This is a genomic window from Dactylosporangium sp. NPDC051541, from assembly GCF_044454505.1.
Classification (GTDB): domain Bacteria; phylum Actinomycetota; class Actinomycetes; order Mycobacteriales; family Micromonosporaceae; genus Dactylosporangium.
Genome location: NZ_JBITDU010000002.1, coordinates 234,663 through 261,236, shown reverse-complemented (window position 1 = coordinate 261,236; position 26,574 = coordinate 234,663). Strand labels below are relative to the sequence as shown.

The window sequence follows — 26,574 nt, the reverse complement described above, 5'->3', positions numbered from 1 at the left end:
CGATCCCCTCTCCTTGATTGATTACTCAATCAGAGACGGAGCGGGCCCGCCACCGCTGCGGGAACGCGAGGAGGTCAGGCGGGGCGCAACAGGTTCCACAGCGCCGCGAAGCCGGCCGCGTGGTACTGCCCGGCTCGCTCCGGGTCGCGCTGGATCGCGTCCATGGCCGCATAGGCGACCCCTTCCACGACGGCGCCGAGGAACGCGATCGGCTGCCCGTCCAAGGGTCCCCCGGCCGCGGCCCGCTGGAACAGCTCGACCCCGGCCGCCTGGTTGCGGGCCGAACCGGCCCGGGACTCTGCCGTGATGACGTCGGACAGGCTCAGCAGCATCAGCGACCGGCGCCGGGCCGGGTGCTCGGCCGCCCAGTCGAGCCAGCGGCCCCACACGACCAGCAGCTGCTCACGCAGCCCGGCGGCCGGGATGTCCGCCAGGACCGCGGCCCGGACCTCCTCGGCCAGCTCCAGGTACAGCGCGTTGAGCAGGCCGGCCTTGGACTCGAAGTGGTGGAAGATGGAGCCCTGCGCGATCCCGGCCCGTTTGGCCATCGCCGCCGTCGACGCGCTCACCCCCTCCGCGGCGAGCGTGGCCACCGCCGCCTCGAGGATCCGGCGGCGCATCGCCTGCGGGGCGGGCACCTCAGTACCGGCCGAGCCAGGCGGTCGGGGCCATCACGATCTGCGGGTTGGCCGCCGGGTCCAGCCAGCGCAGGACGTTGAGCAGGTCGGCCTGGGCCAGGCTCACGCACCCGGCGGTGCTGCCGGCGCCGGCCTGGTGCAGGAAGATGCCGCTGCCCCGCCCGGGGGTGGCCGGCATGTTGTAGCGGATCACCGCCATGTACAGGTACTGCGGGTTGTAGGTCCACAGCGCCTCGCTCGGGCCGCCCGGGTTGGGGCCGTGCGCGAAGGTGTTGTAGCCGGGCGAGTCGCTGTTCTCATTCCACCAGTCATCGGTCACGATCTGGTGATAGGGGTACTTGACACCCGGGTTCGCGTTGATGCCGTACATGGTGGCGTCGATCCCGTACACGCCGGCCGGGGTCGTCTTGTCGCCCTCGTGCTTGTCGTCGCTGATGCCCTTCGAGCCCAGCCGGGCGGTCATCGCGCCGAGGACCGGCCGCCACAGCCCGCCGGCCCGGGTGTAGGCCTGCAGCGTCGCCGTGGTCGCCGACGGCGACGCCGACTGCACGATGACGACCTGGGTCGTGTTCGCCGGGAGGGTCCGCAGCTTCGCGGCGTCGTTGGTCGGCGCCACCACCGGCGAGGAGGCGACGATCTGCGCGTGCTGGCCCGGGCCGGACGCCTCGGTCGTGGCCGACGGGGCCGGCGTGCGGGTCGGCGGCCCGGTCGTCGGCGCCGGGCGGGCCGTGGACGGGCCCGGCTCCCCGGCGCGCACCCCGGCCGCACCGCCGGGCGGGGGCGCGGCGACACCGGACGCGGCCGCCGACACGGCGGCTTCCCCGTCGGAGGCGGCGGCACAGCCGGCGAGGGCCGTGACCAAGAGCAACGGAATTGTGGCGAACCGCCATCGCGCGCGTCCTCGCTGGTCAACCGGCACGCCACATAGTATCGGACACATGCGCCGAGCGTTTCCGACAAATCCGGCAGCGCGCCGCGCGGCTCTCGGCATCGCGGCGGCCGGCCTGGTGCTCCTCGCCGCCGGGTGCGCTCCCACGCCGCGGGTGGCGCCGGCCCCGGCGGGCGTGTCGAGCCCGGCCGCCCCGACAGGTGCCGGCACCGGCAGTACCCCCGCAGCCGTCGAACGGATCCCGGAGGACTCGATCGAGCCTCTGCCGGCCGCGCTGCGCGAGTCGATGACCGGGGTCTCCTGGCGGCCCGGGTGCCCGGTCGGCCTCGACGATCTCCGCCTGGTGCACGTGTCCTATGTGGACTTCGACGGGGTACCGCAGCCGGGGCAGCTCGTCGTCCACCAGGCGATCGCCGACGCGACGCTGCGGGTCTTCCAGCGGCTGCGCGACGCGCGGTTCCCGATCCGCAGCATGAACCTCATCGAGCGGTACGGCGGCAGCGACGACGAGTCCATGGCGGCCGACAACACCTCGGGGTTCAACTGCCGCAATGTGCCCAATACCGAACATTGGTCCAACCACGCCTACGGCCGCGCGATCGACGTGAACACCGTCGAGAACCCGTACCTGCCACGAGGCCAGGTGATGCCCCCGGCCGGGAACCAGTTCCTGGACCGCGGCAACGTGCGAAAAGGCATGATCATCGCCGGTGACGCGACGGTGCGGGCGTTCCGGGCCGAGGGATTCTCCTGGGGCGGGGCCTGGAAAAACGGTACCGATTACCAACATTTCGAAAAGGCGTGAATCTGATCCACGTCACATTGCGGCGCGGCATGATCACCGTCACCATACTGTCCGACATGGAATCCCGGGTTGGTGTGTTCCGGCTGCTGATCGCCGGGATGCTGGTGCTGATCGTCGGCGGCGTCGCGACCACCGCGTGGGGGCTGCGCCGGGCCGAGACGCGCGCCGACACCGGCTCCGGGCCCGGCACTCCCGCCACCGCCGCCTCCGCCGGACCGTCCACCTCGCCGGCCCCGCCGCCGTTCACCGGCTGGTCCGACCCGGCCGGGGTCGGGCAGCCCTACGGCGCCAAGGTCCAGGGCCTGCTGACGTTCCGCGGCAACCCGACCCGCACCTACTACGGCCAGGGCCCCGTGCCGCGCACCACCCCGGTGCCGCGGTGGCAGTTCCCGCGCTCCGGCGGGATGTGCGCGATGTCGGCCGACAAGGGCGAGACCCGCGAATGGTGCGGCACCGGCTGGACCGGGCAGCCGGCCGTGTTCGAGCGCGAGGGCCGCACCTGGGTCGTGTTCGGCGCCTACGACCGCAGCATCCACTTCCTCGACGCCGCCACCGGCGAACGCATCCTGCCGGACTTCAGGACCGGCGACATCATCAAGGGCAGCGTCACCGTCGACCCGGACGGCTTCCCGCTCGTCTACTCCGGCTCCCGCGACGGCTTCTACCGGGTCATCGCCACCGACCGGGCCGCACCGGCCGAGCTGTGGAAACTCTCGGCGGACGCGGTGAAGCCCACGATGTGGAACGACGACTGGGACGGCTCCGGGCTCATCATCGACGACTACCTCCTGGAAGGCGGCGAGAACAGCCAGTTCCACATCGTGAAGCTCAACCGCGGCTACGGGCCCGACGGCAAGGTCACCGTCGCGCCGCAGCTGGTGTTCAACACCCCCGGCTGGGACGAGCAGCTGCTCAAGGACGCCGGGGACAGCAACGTGTCGATCGAGAACTCGGTCGCCGTCTACAAGGACACCGTGTACTTCGCCAACTCCGGCGGCCTCGTGCAGGGCTGGGACCTCTCCGGGCTCAAGGCCGGGAAGGCACCGACGCGCACACTGCGGTTCTGGACCGGCGACGACACCGACGCCTCGATCGTCGTGGACGCCGACGGGTTCCTGTACGTGGGCTCGGAGTACGAGAAGGGCAACGCCCGGTCCAAGGAGGTCGGGCAGATGCTGAAGCTCGACCCGGCCAGGCCCGACAACCCGGTCGTGTGGGCGGTCAAGGACACCGGGCAGAAGCCGGGCGGGATCTGGGGCACGCCGGCGCTGTACCGCGACCTCGCCGTCTACGACACGGCCGGCGGCGACGTGCTCGGCCTGGACCGGGCCACCGGGGCCGTGCGGTGGCGCTTCCACCTGCCCGGGGCCGAGACCTGGCAGTCACCGGTGATCGTCGACGATACGCTGTTCATGGGCGACTGCACCGGCGTGATGCACGCCTACGACGTGTCCGACACCCACGCCGAACCGAAGCCGCTGTGGGACTACAAGATCGGCGGGTGTATCGAGTCGACGCCCGCGGTCTGGAAAGGATCACTGTATTTCGGGACGCGGGCGGGAGCGGTACACGCGCTGAGCGCCGGGTAGCGGGCACGGGGCGGACAATGTATTGCGCAATTGTTACGGGCCGCGCCTTGGCCCGGTGCGACGGCACACCATACGTTGCCCGACACACCCGGTCGACACCCGAAAGGATCCGAGCAATGCGCAGAGGGATCCTCTCCCTCCTGGCCATCGGCACCCTCGCCGTGAGCGGGACCGCGGCGTGCACCGCGAACGTGTCCGGCACCGGCGCCAAACCGCGCATCGGCGTCATCCTGCCCGACAGCAAGTCCTCGGCCCGGTGGGAGACCGCCGACCGCAAGTACCTGGCGGCCGCGTTCAAGGCGGCCGGCGTCGACTACGAGATCCAGAACGCGCAGAACGACAAGAGCGCGTTCACGACCCTGGCCGAGCAGATGATCACCCAGGGCGTCGACGTGCTCATGATCGTCAACCTGGACTCCGGGACCGGCAAGGCCGTCCTGGACAAGGCCCGCAACGCCGGCGTCGCCACCATCGACTACGACCGGCTCACCCTCGGCGGGTCGGCCCGCTACTACGTGTCGTTCGACAACGCGAAGGTCGGCACGCTGCAGGGCCAGGGCCTGGTCAAGTGCCTCACCGACACCCAGGCCGCCCGGCCGGTCATCGCCGAGCTCAACGGCTCCCAGACCGACAACAACTCGACGCTGTTCAAGGAGGGCTACGACGGGGTCCTCGGGCCGAAGTTCGCCTCCGGGGAGTACCAGAAAGGCCCCGACCAGTGGATCGAGGAGTGGGACAACACCCGCGCGGGGACGGCGTTCGAGCAGATGATGACCGCCCAGCCGAACATCGGCGGGGTCATCGCGGCCAACGACGGCCTCGCCAACGCCGCCATCAACGTGCTCAAGAAGCAGGGCCTCAACGGCCACATCCCCGTCACCGGCCAGGACGCCACCGCACAGGGCCTGCAGAACATCCTCGCCGGCGACCAGTGCATGACCGTCTACAAGGATGTGCGCCGGGAGGCCGCCGCGGCCGCGAAACTCGCGATCGCCCTGGCGAGGGGTGAGACGGGCGTCACCACGACCACGGTCCACGACCGGGTCGGCAACCGCGACGTCGATGCGATCCTGCTCGACCCCAAGGCGATCACCAGGGACAACGTCCGCGACGTCATCGACGACGGCTACGTGGCGGCGTCCGAGGTCTGCACCGCCGACTTCACCGCGAGGTGCGCGGCAGCGGGTATCAAGTAAGGTACCGGCGTTCAAAGGAGAGTTGTGACCGAAAGACCCTTGCTGGAGATTCGGGGGCTCAGCAAGAGCTTCGGACCGGTCCAGGTGCTGCGCGACGTCGACTTCTCGGTCTACGCCGGGCAGGTCACCGCGCTCGTCGGCGACAACGGGGCCGGCAAGTCGACGCTGGTCAAGTGCGTCGGCGGGATCTACTCGATCGACTCCGGGGAATACTTGTTCGAGGGCCGGGCGGTCTCCGTGCACGGCCCCCGCGACGCCGCCGCCCTCGGCGTCGAGATCGTCTACCAGGACCTGGCGCTCTGCGACAACCTCGACATCGTCCAGAACATGTTCCTCGGCCGGGAGATCCGCCGCGGCCTCGTCCTCGACGACATCACCATGGAGCAGAAGGCCGCCGACACCCTCGCCGGCCTGGCCGTGCGCACGGTGGCCTCGGTCCGCCAGCCGGTCTCCAGCCTCTCCGGCGGGCAGCGCCAGACGGTCGCCATCGCCAAGGCCGTGCTGTGGAACAATCGCATCGTCATCCTCGACGAGCCCAACGCCGCACTCGGCGTCGCGCAGACGGCCCAGGTCCTCGAGCTGGTCCGGCGGCTGGCCGACAAGGGCCTCGCCGTGGTGCTGATCTCGCACAACATGAACGACGTGTTCGCCGTCGCCGACCGCATCGCCGCGCTGTACCTCGGCCAGATGGCGGCCGAGGTCCGGGCCACCGACGTCACCCACTCGCAGGTCGTCGAGCTCATCACCACCGGCCGCAGCGGCCAGATCGGGCTGGGAGCGACCCTATGAGCCTCTCCCTGCTGGAAGACCGCACGACGGACCGTCCGTCGGCCGGGCTGGGCCCCTACACCCGCGACTACCTGGCCCGGGTCCGCGGCGGCAACATGGGCGCGCTCCCGGCCGTGCTCGGGCTGCTGACGCTGGTGGTCGCGTTCTCGGTCGCCCGCCCGGAGTTCGTCACCGCCGGCAACCTGGCCAACCTGCTGCACCAGGGCGCGGCGGTCACGGTCATCGCCATGGGGCTGGTCTTCGTGCTCCTGCTGGGCGAGATCGACCTGTCCGCCGGGTTCGCCAGCGGCGTCTGCGCCTCGGTCCTGGCCGTGTTACTGACAAACTTCGGATTTCCGTGGTACTTCGCTGTGCTCGGCGCCATCGCGACGGGAGCGGCGATCGGGCTCGTGATCGGGCTGCTCGTCGCCAAACTGGGGATTCCGTCGTTCGTGGTGACCCTGGCCGCGTTCCTGGCGTTCCAGGGAGCGGTGCTGCTGCTCATGAAGGGCGGCACGATCGTCGCCGTCGACGACCCGACGATCAAGAAGATCAACTTTGACGGGCGGTTCACGCCGCTGCAGGGCTGGGTCCTCTACGGCGTCACGATCGCCGGGATGCTCGCGCTGCACCTGTGGAAGCGCTCCAGCCGGGTCCGCCACGGCCTGACCGCCGACCCGATCTCGGTCGTGGCGCTGCGGGTCGTCACCGTCGCCGTCCTGCTCGGCACCGCCGTGTGGACGCTCAACCTGGAGCGCTCCAAGAACGACGCCATCTCCCAGCGGGGCGTGCCGATGATCGTGGCGATCCTCGGGCTGCTGCTGTGGCTGTGCACGTTCGTGCTCAACCGGACCGCGTTCGGCCGGCACGTCTACGCCGTCGGCGGCAACCGGGAGGCGTCCCGGCGGGCCGGCATCCACGTCGACGCCATCCGCATCGCCGCGTTCGTCATCTGCTCGACCATGGCCGCCGTCGGCGGGATCGTCGCCGCGTCCCGGGACGCGTCCGTCAACCCCAACACCGGCGGCAGCAACGTGCTGCTCTACGCCGTCGGCGCCGCCGTCATCGGCGGGACCAGCCTCTTCGGCGGCAAGGGCCGGGTCCTCAACGCGGTCCTCGGCGGGGCCGTCGTGGCCGTCATCGAGAACGGGATGGGCCTCATGGAGTACAGCCCCGGCACCAAGTACATCGTCACCGGCGTCGTGCTGCTGCTCGCCGCGGGCATCGACGCCCTTACCCGGCGCCGCGCGGCCCGCGGCGGCGTCGCGCTGCACTAGTCTGCAGTTTCGCTGTTCGTCGCGGCACGTGTCGCCGCGGTGTTGTCGGGACCTCGAAGAAAGCCGAGCATGCGCGTTGGCCCCAGCCAGGAGGAGATCCGGCGGAGCAACCTCGGAGCGCTCCTGCGCTCCGTGCACCTCCACGGCGCGATGTCGCGTGCCGATCTCACGACGAGCCTGGGCCTCAACCGCAGCACCATCGGCGCGCTGACCGCCGACCTCGCCGCCGCCGGCCTGGTCTCCGAGGGCGTCCCCCGGGAGCAGCGGGGCCGCGCCGGGCGACCGTCCCTCGTCGTGCGCCCGGAGTCGGAGAAGGTCTTCGTGTACGCCTTCGCCGTCGAGGTCGACCGGATCGTCGCCGCCCGCGTCGGCCTCGGCGGCGTCCTGCTCGACCGCTTCGAGGCGGCCCGCCCCCGCGGCGAGCACGACGCCGCCACGGTCGTCGCCCCGATCGCCGAGTTCGTCCACAAGATGCAGCTCACCGCCCTGGACCGGGTGAAAGGCGCCGGGGCCCGGCTCATCGGCAGCGGCGCCGCCGTGTCCGCCATGGTCCGCCGCGACGACGGCTACGTCCGCCTCGGCCCGCAGCTCGGCTGGGCCGACCAGCCCCTGGGCGAGGCGCTCGGCGTCCTGGTCGGCGACGGCCGCCCGGTAGCGGTCCGCAACAACGCCGACCTGGCCGCCCTGGCCGAGCACACCCGCGGCGCCGCCGCCGGCTGCGACAACCTCGTCTACCTCTACGGCGACGCCGGCATCGGCGGCGGCATCATCGCCGCCGGCCGCCCGGTGACGGGCCACGGCGGCTACGGCGGCGAGGTCGGCCACATGGTCGTCAACCCCAACGGCAAAGCGTGCAGCTGCGGCTCCCACGGCTGCTGGGAGACCGAGATCGGCGAACACGCCCTGCTCGCCGCGGCCGGCCGCAACGCCACCGCCGGCCGCGACGGCATCCTCGCCGTCGTCGACGCGGCGTCCCGCGGCGACAACACCGCCCAGGCCGCGATGCGCCAGGTCGGCGACTGGCTCGGCTTCGGCGTCGCCAACCTGGTCAACATCTTCAACCCCGAGATGGTCATCTTCGGCGGCACCCTCCGCGAGGTCTACCTCGCCTCCGCCGCCCAGGTCCGCTCCCGCCTGAACCGCAACGGCCTGCCCGCCTGCCGCGAACACGTCCGCCTCCGCACCCCCCAGCTCGGCCAGGACGCCGCCCTCATCGGCGCGGCCGAGCTCGCCTTCGAACCCCTCTTCGCCGACCCGCTCGACTCCGCTTGACAACGCTCAACGTTAACCATAAGTTTTGAGCGTGCCGAGACCGGTTGTCACCGAGGACGTGTTCCGGGCAGTGGCCGATCCGACCCGCCGCGCCCTCATCGAGGCGCTCGGGGACGGTGCGGAAGTCACCGTGGGCGACCTGGCCGAGGGGGTCGGGCAGTCGGTCGCCATGGTGTCGCGGCATCTCGCGGTGCTGCGGGCGGCCGGGGTCGTCGAGGAACGGCCCGCCGGGCGGCATCGGTTCTACCGGCTCAACCCCGCGCCGCTGCGGCAGCTCTACGACTGGGCCGGGCTGTTCACCGGGTTCTGGAATGAACGCGTCACCAAGCTGCACCAACATCTGGAGCGCAAGCATGAGACGTGACATCGCCGTCGAGACCGTCCTGCCCCACCCGATCGACGCCGTCTGGCAGGCGCTGACCGACCCCGCCGAGCTCGCCGAATGGGTCATGCCGGTCGAGGGGTTCGCGGCCGTGGCCGGGCAGCGGTTCCGGTTCCTGGCCAAGCCCATGCCCGGCTGGGACGGCGTCATCAACTGTGAGGTGCTCGCCGTCGACGCCCCGCACCGGCTCGTCATCCGCTGGCAGGGCAGCCGGATGCGGACCCCGACCACCCTCACCTGGACGCTCACCGCGACCGACGGCGGGACCCGGTTCCGGATCGACCACGCCGGGTTCGACGGCCCCACCGGGGTCATCTCCGCCCTGATGCACCGCTCCGGCTGGCAGCGCATGGCCCGGCGGCGGCTCGGCGGGCACCTCGGGTCGCGGCCCGCCGCGCGGTGAGCGGGCGGCGGGCGGTCAGTCCCGGATCCGCGTCTCGGCGACCAGGCCGCCGGTGAGGCGGTACCCGTGGCTGACCGTGCGGTGAGGGTGGCCTGGGCGGTGTCGGCGTCCAAGCGTTGCAGGGTGGGCTCAGGCGGTACCCCCGGAAAAGGCGCTTTCGCGACGGGCGGCATCGGCCGCTCGCCGGCGGGCCAGGGCGGTCAGCGACGCCACGGACAGGATGACCGCGGCGGTGCCGGCGACGGTGCCCACCTGCGGGGCGGCGATCAGCAGCGGGAGGGTCCGGACCGCGACCGCGCTGCCCAGGGCCCGCGTCGACGCGCTCCAGGCCAGGACCGTCGTCACCGTGCCCGGGCGGGCGGCCTGGGCCAGTTTCGCGTCCATGCCGCCCTCGAACGCGGTCATGCACAGGCCGGACAGGAACTGGGCCAGGAACAGGCCGGCCACGTGCGCCGGGGCGAGGAGCCAGCCGGCGAGCATCCCGACGCCCCACAGCGGCCACACCACCGCCGGCGGCAGGCGCAGGCGGCCGACGCGGTCCACGGCCCACGACGACAGCAGGCAGCCGGCGCTGAACGCGGCGGCCGCGCCCGCGACGGCGCGGTGGCCGTACAGTTCGGTGGCGAGGGCCACGGACAGCAGGGTCGGGCCGGCGGACAGCAGCATGATGGCGCTGCCGGCGGCGAGGACGGGCAGCGGGACGCGCACGCCCCGGGTCCGCGTCTCGGCGCGGCGGCGTTCGACCCGAGTCGGGAACGTGTCCGGGAGCGGCGGGGGGACGTTGCGGGCGGTCCGCGCGCGGCGGGCCGTGAGCATGCTGGGGATGAGGCTCAGGCCGTACACGAGGAAGACCACGGTCAGGGCGGCCGTGTGCATCGGCAGGAGGGCGGCGACGCCGGCGCCGAGGGCCTCGACGGCGGCGATCGACAGGGCGTAGCGGGTCATCGACCGGGGGCGCGCGTCGACGGCGGCGACCTCGGCCCGCATCGCGGCGAAGCCGGTGAACGCGGCGATGTGCATCAGCGTGACCCCCGCGGCCACGACGGTGGCGTCGACGCCCGCGAGCAGCCCGGCGAGGGTGGAGACACGCAGGACGGCCTCCGTGCAGCCGGCCAGGAGCAGCAGCGTGCGGCCGGGCAGGAGGCGGGCCAGGCGGCCGACGACCGGGGCCGACAGGACCACGCCGAGCAGCATCGCCGAGTTGAACAGCGCGGCCATGGCGAGGCCGCCGCGGTCGACGGCGACGAGGTTGAACAGGGTCCAGCCCAGGTACAGGCCGAACGAGTCCACGACGCCGGAGACCAGCAGTTCGCGCAGGCGGCCGGCGCGGCGGCGGCCGCCCGTCAGGTCGGTGCGGTGCCGCGACCGGTGCGGGGCCGGCGCATCGGTCGCGGCCGTCAACGCCGGTCCCCGGCCTTCGCGGCACCGGTCGGTGCCGCCGCGTGCGTCTCGGGCTGGTGCGGGATGCGCTGGACGGTGGCGTTCGTGCCGGTCGGGCCGCCGACGAAGACCGGCTCCGGCGGGGCGAAGCCGTTGAAGTGGCTGGCGTAGCTCAGCGTGTACGCGCCGGCGGAGCCGATGTACAGGCGGTCGCCGACCTCGATCGTCGCGGGCAGGTCGACGCCGTAGAACATGGTGTCGGAGCTGTCGCACGACGGGCCGGTCACCGTGAACGGCACGTGCGGGACGACCGCGTGGTCGGTCCGCGACGTCCACAGCGGGAACCGCCACTGCTGCATGGTCTGCAGCGTCTCCATCATGCCGTTGTAGGCGCCGATGTCGACGTACAGCCACTGCTCCCCGGCCCGGACCTCACGCCCCAGCACGGTCGTCACCATGACGGCACTCTCGGCGACGAGGTGCCGGCCGGGCTCGGCCGCGAGCAGCGCCGGCCGGTACGGCAGCAGCTCCTCGAGCGCCGTGTTGATCGTCTCCGCGATCCGCTCCAGGGGCGGGACGCGCTCGACATAGCGCGACGGGAACCCACCACCAAGATCAAGCATTTCCAGGTGTACTCCGTCTTCCCGCAACGACGCCATGAGTGCCCCGGCCGCGGCGATCGCCTGGCGCCACGCGCTGGTGGTGCCACACTGCGAGCCGACGTGGAAGGTCACGCCGTACGGCCGCAGCCCGAGCTCCCGGGCCAGCAGCATCAGCGCCCGGGCCTCGTGGGCCTCGGCGCCGAACTTCCGCGACAGCGGGAACAGGCTGGTCGAGTCGTCGACCCGCAGCCGGATGTACACGGCCGCGCCCGGGGCGTGCTGGGCGAGCTTGCGCAGCTCCCCCTCGCCGTCGAAGCTGAACCGCCACAGGCCGGCCCGGTGCGCCTCGGCGATCGCCTGCGGCGCCTTGATCGGGTTGCTGTACAGCACCTCGGCCGGGTCGATGCCGAGCTCGCGCAGCATCCGCAGCTCGCCGATCGACGCCACCTCGAAGCTGGACCCGAGCGCGGCCAGGGTGCCCAGCACCTCGTCGGCGGAGTTGCACTTCATCGCGTAGAACGGGCTGACGCCGGGGATGGCGGCGGTGAAGGCCGCGTACCGGTCGGCGACCGTCGACAGGTCCACCGCCAGGAACGGCGCCGGCGCGTCGAGCCCGGCCAGGGCGCTGGGGCTCAGCGCGGCGGGCCAGTGCCCGGGCAGGTCGAGGCGGGCCTGGTCGGCGAGGGCGGCCGTCATCGAAGCGGTCTCCTAACGCGGTCTGCGGACGTGGTCGACAACCAGCCTGCGGACTGCCGGGAGCACCGCCGTTGCCTCGCCGGTTGCCGTCCGGTGGCAGGGTCCACGTCGCCCGGCGACGGGGTCCACGTCGCTCGGTGGCGGGGTCCACGTCGCTCGGTGGCGGGGTCCACGTCGCTCGGTGGCGGGTCCACGTCACTCGGCGGCGTCCGGCGGCGGGGTCCACGTCGCCCGATGGCGGCGTGCACGTCGTCCGGCGGCGGCGTCCGCGGCGTCCGGCGGCGGCGTCCGCGGCGTCCGGCGGCGGGGCCGGTGGCGGGGTCCGCGGCACCGGGGGGCGGGTGGGTCAGGCGGCGAGGGCGGCCTGGTCCTGCAGCAGGAGGCCGGCCTCGGCGGCGGGCAGCGGGCGGGAGAAGTAGTAGCCCTGGGCCAGGTCGCAGCCCATCCGGCGCAGGGCCAGGAACTGGGCGTACTGCTCGATGCCCTCGGCGACCGTGGCCATGCCGAGGCTCTGGCCGAGCTGGACGATCGTGCGGGCCAGGGCCGCGTCCGGGGTGGAGCCGCCGAGGCGTTCGACGAAGGACCGGTCGATCTTCAGGGTGTCGACCGGGAAGCGGCGCAGGTAGGCCAGGGACGAGTAGCCGGTGCCGAAGTCGTCGATGGCCAGGCGCACGCCGATGTCCTTGAGGCTGAGCAGGACCGCGAGGTTCTCCTCGGTGTCGGTCATCAGGACGCTCTCGGTCATCTCCAGGCACAGCCGTTGCGCGGGCAGGCCGGTCTGGGCCAGGACGGTGGCGACGATGGCGGGCAGGTCGGGCTGGTCGAACTGGCGGCCGGAGACGTTGACGGCCATCGTCATGGCCCGGTCCGGCTCGGCCATGCCCCACTCGACGGCCTGGCGGCAGGACTCGGCGAGGACCCACTGGCCGAGGGGGCGGATCAGGCCGGTGGACTCCGCGAGGGGGATGAAGTCGATCGGGCTGATCATGCCGCGGACCGGGTGGCGCCAGCGCACGAGGGCCTCGAAGCCGACGATCTGCCCGGTGCGCAGCTCGATCGTGGGCTGGTAGTGCATCTCCAGTTCGCCGCCGGTCTCCAGGGCGCGGCGCAGGTCGGCGGCGAGCTGGAGGCGTTCGACGAGGCCGGTGTGCATCTGCGGGTCGTAGCGGGCGAACTGCCCGGACCCGGCGGACTTGGCCCGGTACATGGCCAGGTCGGCGTTGCGCATGAGCTGGTCGGCGTCGCGGGCGTCGGGGCCGGTCAGGGCGATGCCGATGGAGCCCTGGACGTGGATCTCCTGGTTCTCGATGACGAACTGCTCGTCGAGGGCCGCGATGATCCGGGTGGCGAGGTCGTCGGCGTCGCCGGGGGCGGCGACGGCGTCGATGAGCACGGCGAACTCGTCGCCGCCGAAGCGGGCCACGGTGTCGCCGTCGCGCACGGCCTCGCCCAGGCGCATCGCGACCTGCATGAGCAGCAGGTCGCCGGCGGCGTGCCCGAGGCTGTCGTTGACCTCCTTGAACCCGTCGAGGTCGAGGAACAGGATCGCCACGTCTGAGCGGCGGCGCAGGGCGACCTCGAGCCGGTCCTTGAACAGGGCCCGGTTCGCGAGCTTGGTCAGGCCGTCGTGGAAGGCCTCGTGGACGAGCTGGTCCTCGAGCTCCTTGCGCTCGCTGATGTCGCGGGAGTTGAGCACGATACCGCGGACGCTGGGGTCCTCGAGGAGGTTCGTGACCGTCACCTCGGCCAGGCAGCGGTGCCCGTCGGCGTGCAGCATCGGCAGCTCGATGACCCGGGTCGCGTAGGCGGTGCCGGACACGGCCTCGATCGCGGCGGCCAGCACCGGGACGGACTCGGCCAGCAGGCGCTCGGTGAGCTTGAGCCCGGCGAAGTACGCGGGGTCGTAGCCGAACACGCGGCTGATGCTCTCGCTCTGGTACGTCACCAGGCCCTCGGCGTCGATGACCGTGACGACGTCGGAGCTGTGCTGCACGAGCGCCTGGAACCGCTGCTCGCTCGCGCGCAGCTCGGCGGTGCGGGCGTCGACACGGGCCTCGAGGCCGCGGGTCAGGGACCGGTTCTCCAGCAGGGTCAGCAGCTGCCGGCCGACGATGAGCAGGATGATCGCGGAGCGGCTCCAGGACACGAACATGTCGTGGGCGCCGTGCCGCAGGACCTCGAACGTGCTGGTGACGAGGGCGCCGAGGACGGCCAGGTAGGGCAGCATCACGCCGAGGGGCTGGGTGAGGTCGTGCCGGTCCTGCTCGGCGTAGGCGCGTTCGGGGCGGCGGGCGGCGAGGAAGATGAGGGTGAAGCCGGTGAACCAGCCGAGGTCCAGGACGTTGCCGGACCCGTAGGTGTCCAGCAGCGTCAGGTACGCGTAGCCGGAGTCGGAGACGGTGAAGGCGGCCAGCCCGGCCCCCGCGAGGGGCAGGGACAGCGGCCGCCGCCCGCCGCGGCGCAGCCGGGCCACCATGAACAGCACGATCGTGAGCACGACGACGTCGCCGCCCGGGTACCACAGGGTGATGAGCAGCCCGAGGCGGCTGTCCGCGCCTTGCTGGACCAGCGGCCCGAGGATCAGCACCCAGGTGATGAGCAGCAGCGACACGGCGATCATGAGCCCGTCGAGGATGCTGCGGGCCTGCTGGGCGAGGTTCTGCCGCGACACCGGGAGCAGCAGCAGGCCGGCCGCGGTGAACGGCATCATCCAGAAGTAGCCGGCGTCGGCGAGGGACGGGAACGGCACCTCCTGGCCCAGGACCGTCTCGTACCAGATGCAGAACGCCTGGCCGATGCCCCACGACAGGGACCCGGCCCCGACGAGTGCCCAGGCCCACCGCACGCGCCGGCTCACCCGCTCCCGCCAGGCCCGCACGACACAGGCGGTGCCGGCGGTGAGCGCGGCCAGGAACAGCACGATGTTGGACACGTTCTGCCCGACGAGGCTCCCGCCGGCGCCGGTCACGAAGACGGTGCAGAGCACGGCGGTGACCGCGGCCGCGCCCGCGCACTGCAGCGCGAATCCGCGGGTGGGCACGGCAGCCCGCAGCAGGCTGCCCGGCCAGCTCGCCATCGTGCCCCCGATCGTTCTCACGCGGTCGTGTGCCGCACTGATCGGGCGCGCGGCGGTCGAACTGAGCCGCGAACCCGGCAGGCAACCGTCCCGCACCTGGTCCGGTTGGCGGTTTGCTGTGTTTCGCCGCCCTCGCCCGGTTCGGCCCGTTCCGCGATGCCCGGCGCCTTCAGGCACCATTCGGTGGCTCACGGCCCGTCCGGGACGTCCCGGCGGGTCGGCGCCCGCCTGGTTGGTTGGGCGCGGAATCGGCATTCCGGTGATCCTCACTGTACGTGATGACTAGATTGCGAGACGTGTTCGCATTCGATGTTCGCGTGCGAGTTTGAGCGCGCGAGTGCAGTGAGACGGGGGACGGGATGCCAGCCCAATCGAGGTTGAAGCCGAGGCCCAGACGCCGGCCGCGGGTCACGCGCCGGTCGGTGAAGGCCGGTCTGGCCGCGCTGTCGGCGAGCGTCATGGTCTTCGGCAGCGCGGCCGGTCCGGCGTTCGCGGCGATGGCCAACGGCGCCGGCCCCGGTGCCGCCGGCCCCGGTACGGCCAGTCCGGCCGGCAGCCCGTCCACGGAGTCGGCGCCGACGTCCGCCGCGAAGTCCGGCACGAAGACCGGCGCCAGGACCGACGCCAAGACCGGGGCCGACGCCAAGACCGGGGCCGACGCCAAGACCGGCGCCCGGTCCGACGGGAAGCCGGGCGCCGAGACCAACGGCTGGGGCCGGCAGAACACCGAGTCCGACTCCAACGGCGGCTGGGGCGGTCAGCCGCAGACGCAGCCGAAGCGCGACCCGGCGAACGTGCGGCCGGGTGCGAGCTCGAGCCCCACCCCGTCGGCGACAACCGCGGGTTCCGCCGCCCACCGGGGCGCAGCGACGACCGCACCGGCCACCGGCACCGGCAATAGCAGCAACTCCGGTAATGCCAGTAATGCCAGTAATTCGAGCAGCCAGACCGGCAATACGGTCAGCAATACCGGCAATGCCACGGGTAATACCGGCAATTCGATAAACACCGGCGCTGGCACGAGCACCGGGGCGGCCGGGGCGACGAACGGCCAGTCGCACGCCGCCCAGCCGCCGACGGGCCACCAGCCGAGCGCCGACGCCAACGCGACCTCGAACGCGAACGGAAACGCGAACGCGAACGGAAACGGGACCGCCGGTCACGGCGCGTACATGGACTACGTTCCGGACACCGCCCCGGCGAACTCCGATGACCAAGCCGCGGCCAGCGGCATCGTTGCGGGCACCGGCAACACCGCGGACACGGGCAAGGCCGGAAACACGGGCAACGGCGCAGGCACAGGCAACGGCCCGAACGCGGGAAACGGCGCGAACGCGGGCAACGGCGCAGGCACGGGTAACGCGGCGAACGCAGGCAACGGCGCAGGTACAGGCAACGGGGCGAACGCTGGGAACGCCGCGCGGATGCGGTCGTGGGCGCAGGCGCAGGGGCGGGCGAACGCGAGCGGGCGGCCGTACGCGAACGTGGGCACCGACATCCTCGGCACCGACAAGCGCGGCGCGGGCCGGGACACCGACGCCCAGCGCGCCATCCCGAGCATCATCGCGGGCCTGCTCGCCACGACCGCCGGCGGCGACGCGATGACGGCGCGGACCAACGGTGACGGCGACGGCGGCAATCAGGCCGACGGCGGCGCGGGTCAGGACGCGACGGGCCCGGCGGGCACCGGCGACGCGGCCGGGACGGGCGTGTATGTGCCCGGGGTGTCCGTGCCGCCGGCGTCGGCGCGGGCCGAGGCCATCCCCGCGGCGCCGTCGCACGTGTCCGTGCAGGGCCTCGCGTCCGGGATCCGGGTCTCCTGGCAGCACTCCGGCACCGACGTCGACCACTACGCGGCGATGGCGCAGGACTCGGGCGGCAACACGGCCGGGATCTGCCTCGGCGGTGACGCCTCGGCCATGACCTGCGACATCGTCAACGGGCTGAGCATGGGCACGGCGTACACGGTGAAGGTCGTCGCCTACGGCTCCGCCGACGACAGCGAGCCGTCCGCCGCGGCGACGTCCGGGTCGGTGGTGCCGGGGCCGCCGGCCGCCCCGACGGGTGTCCACGCGGCCGGGCAGACCGCGACGTCGCTGCTGGTGTCGTGGTCGGCGCCGAGTACTCCGCGCTCCGGTATCGATCACTACGTGGTGGTGGCGGACCAGGACGCGTCGAAGGGCTGCGCCACCGGCGACGCGGACACCCTGCACTGCGTGGCGGGCTCGCTCGACGCCGGCACCGCGTACACGTTCACGGTCCAGGCGATCGGGGCCGGCCAGGTCGGTGACTCGAGCCCGAGCGGCTCGTCGGACCCTGTGACGCCGGGTGCGCCGGACGCGCCGACCGGGGTGATGGCGGTCCCGGCCGGGGCGAACACGCTGCGGATCAGCTGGACGGCGCCGGCCGCGCCGCGGGGCGGGGTCGCGAAGTTCGTCGTCAAGGCGGTCGAGGACCCGAACAAGACGTGCGAGACGTCGGACGGCGGCAGCACGTTCTGCGAGATCGACCACCTCGTCGCGGGCGGGGCCGGGTACACGTTCCGGGTCCAGGCCAAGGGCGTGAACACCAGCGGCGACTCGGACTGGTCGGCGGCGTCGAGCCCGGCCGTGGTGTCGGGTCCGCCGGACGCGCCGACCGGGGTGACCGTCACCCCGGACGACGGCGCGCTCGTCGTGCACTGGACGGCACCGGCGAACCACGGTGCGGGCATCGACGGCTACACCGTGTGGACGGCCGGGGACCACGCGCTGACCTGCGGGGTCGTCCCGGGCACGGCGGATCACTGCACGATCACCGGGCTGAGCAACGGCACCGCCTACACGGTGCAGGTCAGCGCGCTGGGCACCGGCGACTCCGGTGACTCGGCGTGGGTGAGCGCGCCCGCGGCGACGCCGAGCAAGGCCCCGGACGCCCCGCACGGGGTGACGGCGCAGGCGCGGACCGAGGCGGTCTGGGTCAGCTGGACGGCCGGCGACCCGGGTTCGGGGGTGCTGAAGTTCCGGGCGACCGCGAACGCGCACGACTCGTCGAAGACGTGCGAGGCGGAGGCGGCCGCGACCGGCTGCGCGATCATCGGGCTGACGGCCGGCACGGAGTACACCGTGGCGGTCCAGGCGCTTGGCAAGTACGGCCGCGACTCGGACTGGTCGCCGACGGTCACCGCGACGCCGGTGGCGATGACGGTGCCGGCGGAGGTGCCGCCGAGCGCCGGGCATGTCGACAGTTCCAGCGGTACCGATGTGTCGCCGGGCGAGCAGATCACGCTCAGCGGCACCGGCTACGCGCCGCACACGACGATCACCGTGGTGATCTACTCGGCGCCGCAGACGCTGGCCACGACGACGACCGACGGCAGCGGCGCGTTCAGCATCGCGGTGACGGTCCCGGCCGGGTACACGGGGACGCACACGCTCGTCGCGTCGGGTGTCGACAGCAACGGCACACCGCGGTTCCTGACGCTCGGGGTCGACGTCGAGACGGCCCACGCGGCCGAGCCGCCGGCCGGCGGCGGGGGTGGCAGCGGCGGCGGCGGCGGCGGCGGCGACGTCACGACCGGTGACGTCAGCGGCAGCGGCGAGATGTCCGGCTCACTCGCGGTGACCGGGGACCCGATCAGCGGCATCGCGCTGTTCGGCCTGTGCATGCTCCTGGCCGGGTTCGCGTTCATGACGCTGTCGCGGCTGCGGTTCGCGGCCGCGGAAACCGATCGGTCCGCATAGTCGCACGCGGAAAACCGATCGGTCCGCCGCGAGCGAGCTACCGGGAGCGCAGAAAGCCGGGAAGCGCGAAGCCGGGAAGCCGGGAAGCGCGGAAGCGCGAAGCCGGGAAGCGCGAAGCCGGGAAGCCGGGAAGCCGGGAAGCGCGAAGCCGGGAAGCGCGAAGCCGGGAAGCCGGGAAGCCGGGAAGCGCGAAGCCGGGAAGCGCGAAACCGGAAAGCGCCAGGCCGGAAAACGCCAAGCCGGGAAGCGCGAAGCCGGGAAGCGCGAAGCCGGGAAGCGCGAAGCCGGGAAGCGCGAAACCGGAAAGCGCCAGGCCGGAAAACGCCAAGCCGGGAAGCGCGAAGCCGGAAAACGCCAAGCCGGGAAGCGCGAAGCCGGGAAGCGCGAAACCGGAAAGCGCCAGGCCGGAAAACGCCAAGCCGGGAAGCGGGAAACCGGGAAACGCCAAGCCGGGAAACCGGGAAACCGGGAAACGCCAAGCCGGAAAACGCCAAGCCGGGAAACCGGGAAACCGGGAAGCGCGAAGCGGGCGGTGAAGTGCGCAGCCCGTCGACGAGCGGCGAGCCGGGCCCGGGCTGGGGCGGGCAGGCCCCCGTCGGCCTCGGCGAGGCTGGCCGGGAGCGCCGAGAACAGCAAGGAGACGGATTGGGGGCGCCCGCGGAGGGCGCCCCCGTTCAGTTGCCCGCCTCGGCGTGGAATCGTTCGACGATGTCGGCTCGGATCCGGCCGCGGTCGGAGACCTCGAGCCCCTTGCCCTGCGCCCACTCTCGGATCGCCCGGTTCTGTTCCCGCTCCGCGCGGGCCGACAGGACCGGCCGGGTCCGGCCGCCGCGGGCCGGCGGGGTCAGCGCCGGGGTGCGGCCGAGCTTCGACGCGGCGCCGACGAAGGGCGCGAGAACGTCGCGCAGTTCGCCGGCGTTCTTCGCCGACAGATCGATGGTGTACTGCACGCCGTCGAGGCCGAAGCTGAGGCTCTCGTCGGCGAGGCCGCCGTCGAGGTCGTCGATCAGCTCATGGATCACGCGTCTGGCCATGACGATGCTGCCCTCCAATGAAATACGGGGAGTGACGTTCCGCAGCTCCACGGGCCGCCGTCAGACGTGGCGAAATCGGTCAGACGGGCAGTGAGAGGCACGGAACGGTCGTCGCAGCCTACTGCAACGCTCACGGAAGGCAACGGGCGGCCTCGGCGTCAACATGCGCTTGACAGCCACGCCCGGCGATGGCTTCCACACGCTGAGCACACGGTTTCCGCAGCGTACGGCCACAGGTCCGGGCCGCCGGAGACCGGTGGCCGCCATCGACAGAACGTGACGACGGCCACAAAAACGGGGGCGAACCCGGGGACGCGGTAACCGTGCCGGGGGCGCGGGGGGCGGAGCCCCCGCACCGGGCGGGAGCGAAGCGGCCCGGAATCCGCTGAAGCTTGTGTTGTCTGGTCTGTCTACACGGTCGGGGACGGCGTCCTGGCCCGGGCGCGCTGGGCGTCGCGGCGCTCGACGAAGCGCGACGCCTGCGTGTCGAGGTCGGTCATGAACGCCGCCAGTTCCGAGCGCGCCTTGTCGCCGTCGCCGGACAGGTCCCGGTCGAACGCCTTGACCTGCCGCAGCACCGGTGTGAGGACATCGTCGTGGTGCAGCCGCAGGTCGTAGATCCCGGCCTTGGCGATCTGCACCGACTTGCGGCCGAAGTTCTCGATCGTGTGCCCGGGCATCTGGAACGACGTCGCGACCTTGGTCACGGCCCGCATCGACTGGTTGGGCGCGACGTCGAACATGGCGCCGAGCAGGTTGCGGTAGAAGATCATGTGCAGGTTCTCGTCGGCCGCGACCCGGGCGAGCAGCTGCTCGCAGACGGGGTCGCCGGAGATCGCGCCGGTGTTGCGGTGCGACACTCGGGTCGCCAGCTCCTGGAACGCGACGTAGGCGACGGACTCGATGAGCCCCTCGTAGGCGTTGGCGAAGCCGCCCTCCATGTGCGTCATCCGGGCCCGCTCGAGCTCGATCGGGTCGACGGCCCGGGTCGCCAGGAGGTAGTCGCGGATGGCGATGCCGTGCCGGCCCTCCTCGGCCGTCCACCGGTGCACCCAGGTCCCCCACGCGCCGTCGCGGCCCATGACCGTGGCGATCTCATGGTGGTAGCTGGGCAGGTTGTCCTCGGTGAGGAGATTGACGATGAGGGAGATCCGGGCGACCTCGGACAGCTTCGACTGCCCGGGCTCCCACGCCTCGCCGCCGAGGACGCCGTCGAAGGTCCGGCCCTCGCTCCACGGCACGTACTCGTGCGGGAACCACTCCTTGGCCGTGGCCAGGTGCCGGTTGAGGTTGCTCTCGACGACGGGCTCGAGCTCGCGCAGCAGTATGTGCAGATCGGTCGGTTCGACCGTGGTCACTGGGCCTCCGCTTCAAGTACTTCCGGTTCGGGTGCGGTGCCGCCGAGATGCGCCGGCAGCCACCAGCGATCATCGGGGCCGGCGGGCTGCTGGGGATACCCCCGCTGCGCCTCCGACAGCATGGTCTTCATCCGGCTCCGCAGCTCCGCGGACACGGTGTCCCCGTTGTCCCGCCGCGTGGGGTGCAGCGGCTCACCCATGCTGATGGTGATGGCGACACCTCGTTGTGTCAGGTCACGGGGGCGGCCTTTGGTCCAGAACCGCTGGGTGCCCCACAGCACCATCGGGACCAGCGGTGTGCCGGTGGCCGCGGCGAGCCGGACCGCCCCGCTCTTGAAGTCCTTGATCGTAAACGACTGGTCGATCGTCGCCTCCGGGAAGACCCCGACCACCTCCCCGGCCTTCAGCGCGGCGAGGGCGGCCTTGTAGGAGGCCATGCCGGCGTCGCGGTCGACGGGGATGTGGTGCATGCCACGCATCAGCGGACCGCCGACGCGGTTGCGGAAGATCTCCTCCTTGGCCATGAACCGCACCAGGCGCCGGGATCGCCGGGCACCGAGACCGCAGAAGATGAAATCAAGATACGAGATGTGGTTGCAGGCGATGACGGCTCCCCCGCTCGCCGGCACGTGCTCCTCGCCCAAAATCGTGATCTTCATGTTCAGAGCGCGGAACATGGTCTTCGCGAACGCGATGACCGGCGGGTACACCAGATCTGCCATGCCACAACGCTAGCGGTGTTCCTGTGCGTCCACCCGGTACCCTGCCTCCAGACCGTCAGACTTCCCAGGGAGTTCACAGTGCAGGACGAGGTGCTGGAGCCGGCCCCGGCCGCCGCCCGACCCAAGGCTCAGGCCGCAACCGAAGCCGAGGCCGAGGCGAAGGCCGGGGACGCCCCGGACGTCGAGGTCGAGGTCGTGGTGGTCGAGGAGTCGCGGTTCGGCCGGCCCGGCCCGCCGATGCGCCGTTCCCCGCTGATCATCGGCTTCCTGGCCGGCCTCGGCCTGCTGCTGGCCTACACCGCCTACCAGGCCGTGCAGAACGTCTACTCGATCCTCCTGCTGATCTTCATCGCGATGTTCCTCGCCATCGGTCTGAACCCGGCGGTGGTACGGCTCACGAAGTGGGGCCTGCCCCGCGGCCTCGCGGTCGCTACCGTCGGACTGGGCGCGATGCTCGTGCTCTGCGGCGGCATCGTCGCGCTCATCCCGCCGCTGGTCCAGCAGAGCAACGAGCTGATCACCAACCTGCCCGGATACATCGACAATCTGCAGCGCAACGACCAGCTCAACCAGCTCAACAACGACTACAAACTGCTCGATCAGCTCAAGAACGTCGCCACCGCCGCGAACGTCACCAAAGCCCTCGGCGGTGTGTGGGGCGGTGTGCAGGTCGCGTTCTCGGCCATCTTCAACATCGTGACCGTCATCATTCTCACGCTGTACTTCATGGCCGCGTTCGACCGCCTCAAAGCCGGCGGATACAAACTCGTTCCCGCCTCCCGCCGCGACCGGGTGCGGCTGCTCGGCGACGAGATCCTGTCGAAGGTCGGCGCCTACCTCGGCGGTGCCCTGGCCATCGCCGTCATCGCCGGGCTGTCCTCGTTCGTGTTCCTGCTGATCCTCGGCATCGCCTACCCGTACGCCCTGGCCGTGCTCGTCGCCATCACCGACCTCATCCCGCAGATCGGCGCGACCCTCGGCGCGGTCGTCGTGTCCATTGTCGGCTTCGCGACGTCGATCCAGGCCGGGATCGCCTGCGTCATCTTCTTCGTCATCTATCAGCAGGTCGAGAATTACCTCATCTACCCGACGGTGATGCGCCGCGCGGTGAAGGTGTCCGACCTCGCCGCCATCATTTCCGTCCTCGTCGGCGTCGCACTCATGGGCGTCGTCGGCGCACTCATCGCCATTCCCGTCATCGCCGCGATTCAGCTCATCTTCCGGGAGGTCGTCCTGCCGCGGCAGAACACGCGCTGATATTTTCCCGGAAACAGGTACACTTCGGGCCATGCACGACGAGCCGGCCCGCGGGGATGTGGCCTATCTGGCCCGCCCGCACCGCCCCGCGCTCGTCGCGAAGACCCTCGAGGAGCTGCGCGGCCCGGTCCGCGGTGTCGTCGAGCTGCCGCAGCGGCTGATGTGGAATCCGCAGCGCGCGTTCGACCTCGACAACCACGACCTGCTCCTGTGGATGTACGAGAACGTGCTGCGCGAGGCGATCCGCACCGACGAGCTGCGCCGGTTCCTCAACAAGAAGATCCTGGTGCGGGTCTGGCCGGAGCTCAACCTGCCGCACGGGGTCCGCCGCGCGTGGGAGGCCCGCCACCCGGCCCTGCGATGATCGGGTTCTACACCGACGTCGCCCGGGTCGCCCTCGCCGTCGCCGACAAGCACGGCTTCGTCCTCGGCGGCGGCTTCGCCTGGCTGATGAACGGCCTCGTCGAACGCCCGACCGAGGACGTCGACCTGTTCACCGACACCGACGGCGCGGCCGGGGCCGCCGCCGACGCGGTCTGCGCCGCCCTGCGCGAGGCCGGCTACAGCGTCCACGAGGAGGAGGCCGACGACCTCCTCGAGCTCTTCGCCGGCTTCGACCAGCGCGAGTTCACCGTCGGCGACGGCACCCAGACGGTCCGGCTGACCCTGTCCCGCCTCGACCGCCGGCACAGCCCGGTCATGATGGACGTCGGCCCGGTCATGCACCTCGACGACCTCATCGCCACGAAGGTCGCGGCCCTGGTCAACCGGCGCGAGGTCCGCGACTACATCGACGTCGCGGCGGCGATGGAGCACTACAGCGTCGGTGAGCTCCTCGAGCTCGGCCGCCGCCAGGACCCGGCCCTCGAGTTCGACGACGTCCTCGCGGCCGGGCGCTACCTGGACCGCCTCGACGACGGCCGGTTCGCGTTCTACGGCCTGGACGCCGAGCGGATCAGCGCCCTGCGCCGGCGCCTGCGGGACTGGCCGCGTCCGCCATGACGTGCGCGAGCCCGCGCAGGGTCCGGTCGACCTGCTTGTTCGCCGCCTGACCGGTGGCGTGCAGATACGCCGACCCGGTCACCTCGAGGCGCTCCCGGCCGTTGGCGCCGAGGACCCGCGTGACCAGGACCTTGCCCACCCCGTCGATCTGCATGACGGCCGGGGTGGCGCGGTGCTCACCGAGGTTGCAGCGATGACCGCGGGCGCACCAGCCGGGGTGGTTGTACGGGCCCATGCAATACCGTCCTTCAACTGATAGCAATCGCTCTGACACCATCGACGTTAGGCGTCGCTACCAGCCGAAACTACGGTTTGTGACGTGCGCTACCGCAGCGTCACCGGTCCGGGTGAAGGATCCTCGTGACCCCGCTCACCCCACGCCGCTCTCGTGCCGCCACTGCGCTATGAGGCCACGGAAGTGGGCGATGAACCGGTCGTGCTCGGCCGGCGGATAGGTGCCGCGGACGGTACTCACGATCAGGTCGTCGAAGTCCGCCGACGCGACCCACGCCGCCACCAGCTCCGGCACGTGGGCCAGCGCGGTGTCGCAGAACTCCTGGTAACGCTCGGTGTCGAAGTACTCGTCGGCGAGGGCGCGGTAACCGGCCAGCTTCGCGGCGTAGTCGGTGTCGGCGTCGCCGATCGCGAAGTAGCGGGCCGTGTCCATGTCGAGCCGGGCCGGGCGGTCGGTCACCACGCAGAACGCGCTCCACCGCAGCAGCGCCGTCATCGCCCACGGGAAGTAGTAGTGCAGGCTGGTCAGGGCCACGTCCGGGCACGCGTTGGCGTAGTCGATCGGATACACCACGCCGTCACGGACCAGGCACTCACAGGAGTTGAACTCCCACCGGAAGAACGCGTTGACCAGGCGGGAGATGGTCACCACCTCGTCACCGACGGTGTCGGTGAGGAAGCCGTGCGCGACCTCATACCGGTCGTGCATCGGCAGCGACGGCCGGAACTTCATCACCATCGTCTCCGGCCCCACCGACAGCGACCGGGTGAACACCTCATAGTCCTCGATCGACTGCTGCAGATGCATCAGCCGCTCACCGGACTGGTCGTAGGCCGCGTGCAGCTGCGCACTGTCAGCGATCCGTGACACCCCGACCCACGCCCCGCCGTCGTACGGCTTCATGAACAGCGGATACCCGAGCCGCTCGGCCACCGCGTCCAGATCGAACGGCTCGTTGTACCGCTGCGCCGTGGACGCCCACTTCGCATGGTCGACCGGGTTCTTGTACGGCACCAGCACCGTCTCCGGCACGTGCAGCCCGAGACGCATCATCGCGCAGTACGCCGCGTGCTTCTCCATGGACTGGAACGTGAACGGGCTGTTGAGCAGGTACACGTCGTCCATCAGCGCGATCTTCTTCAGCCACTCGCGGGGGTGGTAGTACCAGTAGGCGAGCCGGTCGATGACCAGCTGATGGTCCGGCTTGTCGCGCAGCCCGAACGGCTCGATCGTCACCCGCTGCGTCGTGAGCCGGTGCCGGCTCCCGTCCGCCGCGGTGATCGTCCCGACCTTCCCGACCAGCGTCTCGAAGGCCCGCGGCCAGTCCTGCTCCGTGCCGAGCAGCAAACCGATGAGGTGTTCACGCATCGTTGACCTCCCGCATGAGGCGGTGCAGGTGGGGGTCGAGCGCGTCACGCCACGAAGTCATCGCGTGACCGCCCGGCACTTCGAGCAGCGGCACGCCGAGCCGGCCCGCCATCGCCCGGTTGTTGAGCAGGTTCTCCTCGTCACGCCCGCACGTCAAGACGACCCGGGCCTTGACCGGCCGGGCCCGCCGGACGAACGCGAGGATGCGGCGGAAATACGGGAACCCCGACTCCTGCGGGTCGAGCTCCGCCGTGAAGTAGCTCCCCGACTGCAGGAACAGCCCCGCGAACCGGCCCGGATACCGGGTCTCGGCGTGCAGCAGGGCCAGCGCGCCGAGGCTCGCCCCGAGCCCGACCACGGGCCCGGGCGGCAGCTGCGGCAGCACATCGTGGACGAGGGCCTTGGCGTAGGCGGGGTTGGCGGAATACCACTCGTTGCGGCGGCCCGGTGCCAGCAGGGCCACGTGCGCGTGCGGGAACAGGCCGGTGAGGCCGCAGGCCCGCTCGTACTCGGGCCCGTCGTGCGCGAGCAGGACCACCCCGCTCGACGGCGCCGCCGACGGCGGCACGCTGCGCGCCTCAATCGTCACGCGCGCGTCACGGGCCACTTACGCACCATAGGGCAGATGATCGTTCGGCGCAGGGCTCACCGGCGCCGGCGGCGCCTCCGGCATCACCAGCCACAGGATCGGGTAGGCGAGCACGGCGACCCCGCCGCTGAGCAGGATGGACAGCAGGCACACGGCCCGGACCATGGTCGGGTCGGCGCCCAGGTATTCGGCGAGGCCACCCAGCACACCGGCGACCGTGCGGTCGGTGCGGGAGCGGCGCAGCCGCTTGATGTCGGTCATACCTGCCAGGTTGCCCGCCGCGGTCCCCCGACGACCTCGGGTGACGCCCCGAA

General features: G+C 71.7%; 25 protein-coding genes. 12 read left to right on the top strand and 13 right to left on the bottom strand.

Going from position 1 to position 26,574, the window contains the following annotated elements; translation table 11 throughout:
* Positions 1 to 74 precede the first annotated feature (74 nt).
* The gene (locus tag ACIA8L_RS09345; RefSeq protein ID WP_395902268.1) at positions 75 to 638 is read right to left on the bottom strand and encodes a TetR/AcrR family transcriptional regulator; all 564 of its coding nucleotides are present in this window, start codon (positions 636 to 638) and stop codon (positions 75 to 77) included.
* Between the two features lies 1 nt (position 639).
* Positions 640 to 1,500 (bottom strand): L,D-transpeptidase, encoded by an 861-nt coding sequence (locus tag ACIA8L_RS09340; RefSeq protein WP_395902266.1) that lies wholly within the window; start codon positions 1,498 to 1,500, stop codon positions 640 to 642.
* A 76-nt stretch (positions 1,501 to 1,576) separates the two neighbouring features.
* Here ACIA8L_RS09340 and ACIA8L_RS09335 point away from each other — a divergent pair, with 76 nt between their 5' ends.
* From ACIA8L_RS09335 to ACIA8L_RS09300, 8 genes are all read left to right on the top strand, one after another.
* On the top strand, positions 1,577 to 2,332 hold the full coding sequence (locus ACIA8L_RS09335; RefSeq protein WP_395902264.1) for a M15 family metallopeptidase: 756 nt from the start codon (positions 1,577 to 1,579) through the stop codon (positions 2,330 to 2,332).
* 56 nt (positions 2,333 to 2,388) lie between these two features.
* Positions 2,389 to 3,921 carry a PQQ-binding-like beta-propeller repeat protein gene (locus tag ACIA8L_RS09330; RefSeq protein ID WP_395902262.1) on the top strand — a complete coding sequence of 511 codons (1,533 nt, stop codon included), beginning with the start codon at positions 2,389 to 2,391 and terminating at the stop codon, positions 3,919 to 3,921.
* 116 nt (positions 3,922 to 4,037) lie between these two features.
* Positions 4,038 to 5,117 carry a sugar ABC transporter substrate-binding protein gene (locus tag ACIA8L_RS09325; RefSeq protein ID WP_395902259.1) on the top strand — a complete coding sequence of 360 codons (1,080 nt, stop codon included), beginning with the start codon at positions 4,038 to 4,040 and terminating at the stop codon, positions 5,115 to 5,117.
* A 24-nt stretch (positions 5,118 to 5,141) separates the two neighbouring features.
* Positions 5,142 to 5,906 (top strand): ATP-binding cassette domain-containing protein, encoded by a 765-nt coding sequence (locus ACIA8L_RS09320; protein WP_395902256.1) that lies wholly within the window; start codon positions 5,142 to 5,144, stop codon positions 5,904 to 5,906.
* Complete coding sequence (locus ACIA8L_RS09315) at positions 5,903 to 7,162, top strand: sugar ABC transporter permease (RefSeq protein ID WP_395902253.1); 1,260 nt, start codon at positions 5,903 to 5,905, stop codon at positions 7,160 to 7,162. Before ACIA8L_RS09320 ends, ACIA8L_RS09315 begins: the two co-directional genes overlap by 4 nt.
* A gap of 69 nt (positions 7,163 to 7,231) precedes the next feature.
* On the top strand, positions 7,232 to 8,434 hold the full coding sequence (locus tag ACIA8L_RS09310; RefSeq protein WP_395902250.1) for an ROK family protein: 1,203 nt from the start codon (positions 7,232 to 7,234) through the stop codon (positions 8,432 to 8,434).
* A gap of 31 nt (positions 8,435 to 8,465) precedes the next feature.
* The gene (locus ACIA8L_RS09305) at positions 8,466 to 8,798 is read left to right on the top strand and encodes an ArsR/SmtB family transcription factor (RefSeq protein ID WP_395902248.1); all 333 of its coding nucleotides are present in this window, start codon (positions 8,466 to 8,468) and stop codon (positions 8,796 to 8,798) included.
* Positions 8,788 to 9,219: an SRPBCC domain-containing protein gene (locus ACIA8L_RS09300; protein ID WP_395902245.1), complete on the top strand. Its 432-nt coding sequence runs from the start codon at positions 8,788 to 8,790 to the stop codon at positions 9,217 to 9,219. The genes ACIA8L_RS09305 and ACIA8L_RS09300 overlap by 11 nt, the downstream gene beginning before the upstream one ends.
* A gap of 129 nt (positions 9,220 to 9,348) precedes the next feature.
* On the opposite strand, the gene ACIA8L_RS09295 is transcribed toward ACIA8L_RS09300, so the two are convergent.
* From ACIA8L_RS09295 to ACIA8L_RS09285, 3 genes are all read right to left on the bottom strand, one after another.
* Positions 9,349 to 10,620 (bottom strand): hypothetical protein, encoded by a 1,272-nt coding sequence (locus ACIA8L_RS09295; RefSeq protein WP_395902243.1) that lies wholly within the window; start codon positions 10,618 to 10,620, stop codon positions 9,349 to 9,351.
* On the bottom strand, positions 10,617 to 11,897 hold the full coding sequence (locus tag ACIA8L_RS09290; RefSeq protein ID WP_395902241.1) for a type III PLP-dependent enzyme: 1,281 nt from the start codon (positions 11,895 to 11,897) through the stop codon (positions 10,617 to 10,619). The genes ACIA8L_RS09295 and ACIA8L_RS09290 overlap by 4 nt, the downstream gene beginning before the upstream one ends.
* 346 nt (positions 11,898 to 12,243) lie before the next feature.
* Entirely contained in the window at positions 12,244 to 14,994 is a 2,751-nt protein-coding gene (locus tag ACIA8L_RS09285; RefSeq protein ID WP_395902239.1) for a putative bifunctional diguanylate cyclase/phosphodiesterase, read from the bottom strand.
* Positions 14,995 to 15,395: 401 nt separating this feature from the next.
* Between ACIA8L_RS09285 and ACIA8L_RS09280 the strand changes: the two genes are divergently transcribed.
* On the top strand, positions 15,396 to 18,695 hold the full coding sequence (locus tag ACIA8L_RS09280) for a fibronectin type III domain-containing protein (RefSeq protein WP_395902237.1): 3,300 nt from the start codon (positions 15,396 to 15,398) through the stop codon (positions 18,693 to 18,695).
* 37 nt (positions 18,696 to 18,732) lie between these two features.
* Here the strand turns inward: ACIA8L_RS09280 and ACIA8L_RS09275 are convergent, their stop codons facing one another.
* From ACIA8L_RS09275 to ACIA8L_RS09260, 4 genes are all read right to left on the bottom strand, one after another.
* Positions 18,733 to 19,113: a hypothetical protein gene (locus ACIA8L_RS09275; protein ID WP_395902235.1), complete on the bottom strand. Its 381-nt coding sequence runs from the start codon at positions 19,111 to 19,113 to the stop codon at positions 18,733 to 18,735.
* A gap of 256 nt (positions 19,114 to 19,369) precedes the next feature.
* Positions 19,370 to 19,729, bottom strand: coding sequence for an Lsr2 family protein (locus tag ACIA8L_RS09270; RefSeq protein WP_395902233.1), 360 nt, complete (start codon positions 19,727 to 19,729; stop codon positions 19,370 to 19,372).
* A gap of 410 nt (positions 19,730 to 20,139) precedes the next feature.
* The gene (locus ACIA8L_RS09265) at positions 20,140 to 21,087 is read right to left on the bottom strand and encodes an acyl-ACP desaturase (RefSeq protein WP_395902231.1); all 948 of its coding nucleotides are present in this window, start codon (positions 21,085 to 21,087) and stop codon (positions 20,140 to 20,142) included.
* Complete coding sequence (locus ACIA8L_RS09260) at positions 21,084 to 21,809, bottom strand: lysophospholipid acyltransferase family protein (RefSeq protein WP_395902229.1); 726 nt, start codon at positions 21,807 to 21,809, stop codon at positions 21,084 to 21,086. Before ACIA8L_RS09260 ends, ACIA8L_RS09265 begins: the two co-directional genes overlap by 4 nt.
* Before the next feature lie 78 nt (positions 21,810 to 21,887).
* Between ACIA8L_RS09260 and ACIA8L_RS09255 the strand changes: the two genes are divergently transcribed.
* Genes ACIA8L_RS09255 through ACIA8L_RS09245 form a run of 3 tightly spaced genes read left to right on the top strand, consistent with a single transcriptional unit; the run spans position 21,888 to position 24,068 of the window.
* Positions 21,888 to 23,066, top strand: coding sequence for an AI-2E family transporter (locus tag ACIA8L_RS09255; RefSeq protein WP_395902228.1), 1,179 nt, complete (start codon positions 21,888 to 21,890; stop codon positions 23,064 to 23,066).
* A gap of 31 nt (positions 23,067 to 23,097) precedes the next feature.
* Positions 23,098 to 23,430, top strand: coding sequence for a hypothetical protein (locus ACIA8L_RS09250; RefSeq protein WP_395902226.1), 333 nt, complete (start codon positions 23,098 to 23,100; stop codon positions 23,428 to 23,430).
* Entirely contained in the window at positions 23,427 to 24,068 is a 642-nt protein-coding gene (locus ACIA8L_RS09245) for a nucleotidyl transferase AbiEii/AbiGii toxin family protein (RefSeq protein ID WP_395902224.1), read from the top strand. The genes ACIA8L_RS09250 and ACIA8L_RS09245 overlap by 4 nt, the downstream gene beginning before the upstream one ends.
* On the opposite strand, the gene ACIA8L_RS09240 is transcribed toward ACIA8L_RS09245, so the two are convergent.
* The 4 genes from ACIA8L_RS09240 to ACIA8L_RS09225 form a co-directional block, all read right to left on the bottom strand.
* Positions 24,022 to 24,303, bottom strand: coding sequence for a hypothetical protein (locus ACIA8L_RS09240; RefSeq protein ID WP_395902222.1), 282 nt, complete (start codon positions 24,301 to 24,303; stop codon positions 24,022 to 24,024). The two genes, ACIA8L_RS09245 and ACIA8L_RS09240, sit on opposite strands and share 47 nt — an antisense overlap.
* Positions 24,304 to 24,438: 135 nt before the next feature.
* Positions 24,439 to 25,671, bottom strand: a complete 1,233-nt coding sequence (locus ACIA8L_RS09235) for a RimK family alpha-L-glutamate ligase (RefSeq protein ID WP_395902220.1) — start codon at positions 25,669 to 25,671, stop codon at positions 24,439 to 24,441.
* Positions 25,664 to 26,278: an enterochelin esterase gene (locus ACIA8L_RS09230; RefSeq protein WP_395902218.1), complete on the bottom strand. Its 615-nt coding sequence runs from the start codon at positions 26,276 to 26,278 to the stop codon at positions 25,664 to 25,666. The genes ACIA8L_RS09235 and ACIA8L_RS09230 overlap by 8 nt, the downstream gene beginning before the upstream one ends.
* A complete protein-coding gene (locus tag ACIA8L_RS09225; protein ID WP_395902216.1) occupies positions 26,279 to 26,521 on the bottom strand; it encodes a PspC domain-containing protein in 243 nt (80 codons plus the stop codon).
* Positions 26,522 to 26,574: the final 53 nt, after the last annotated feature.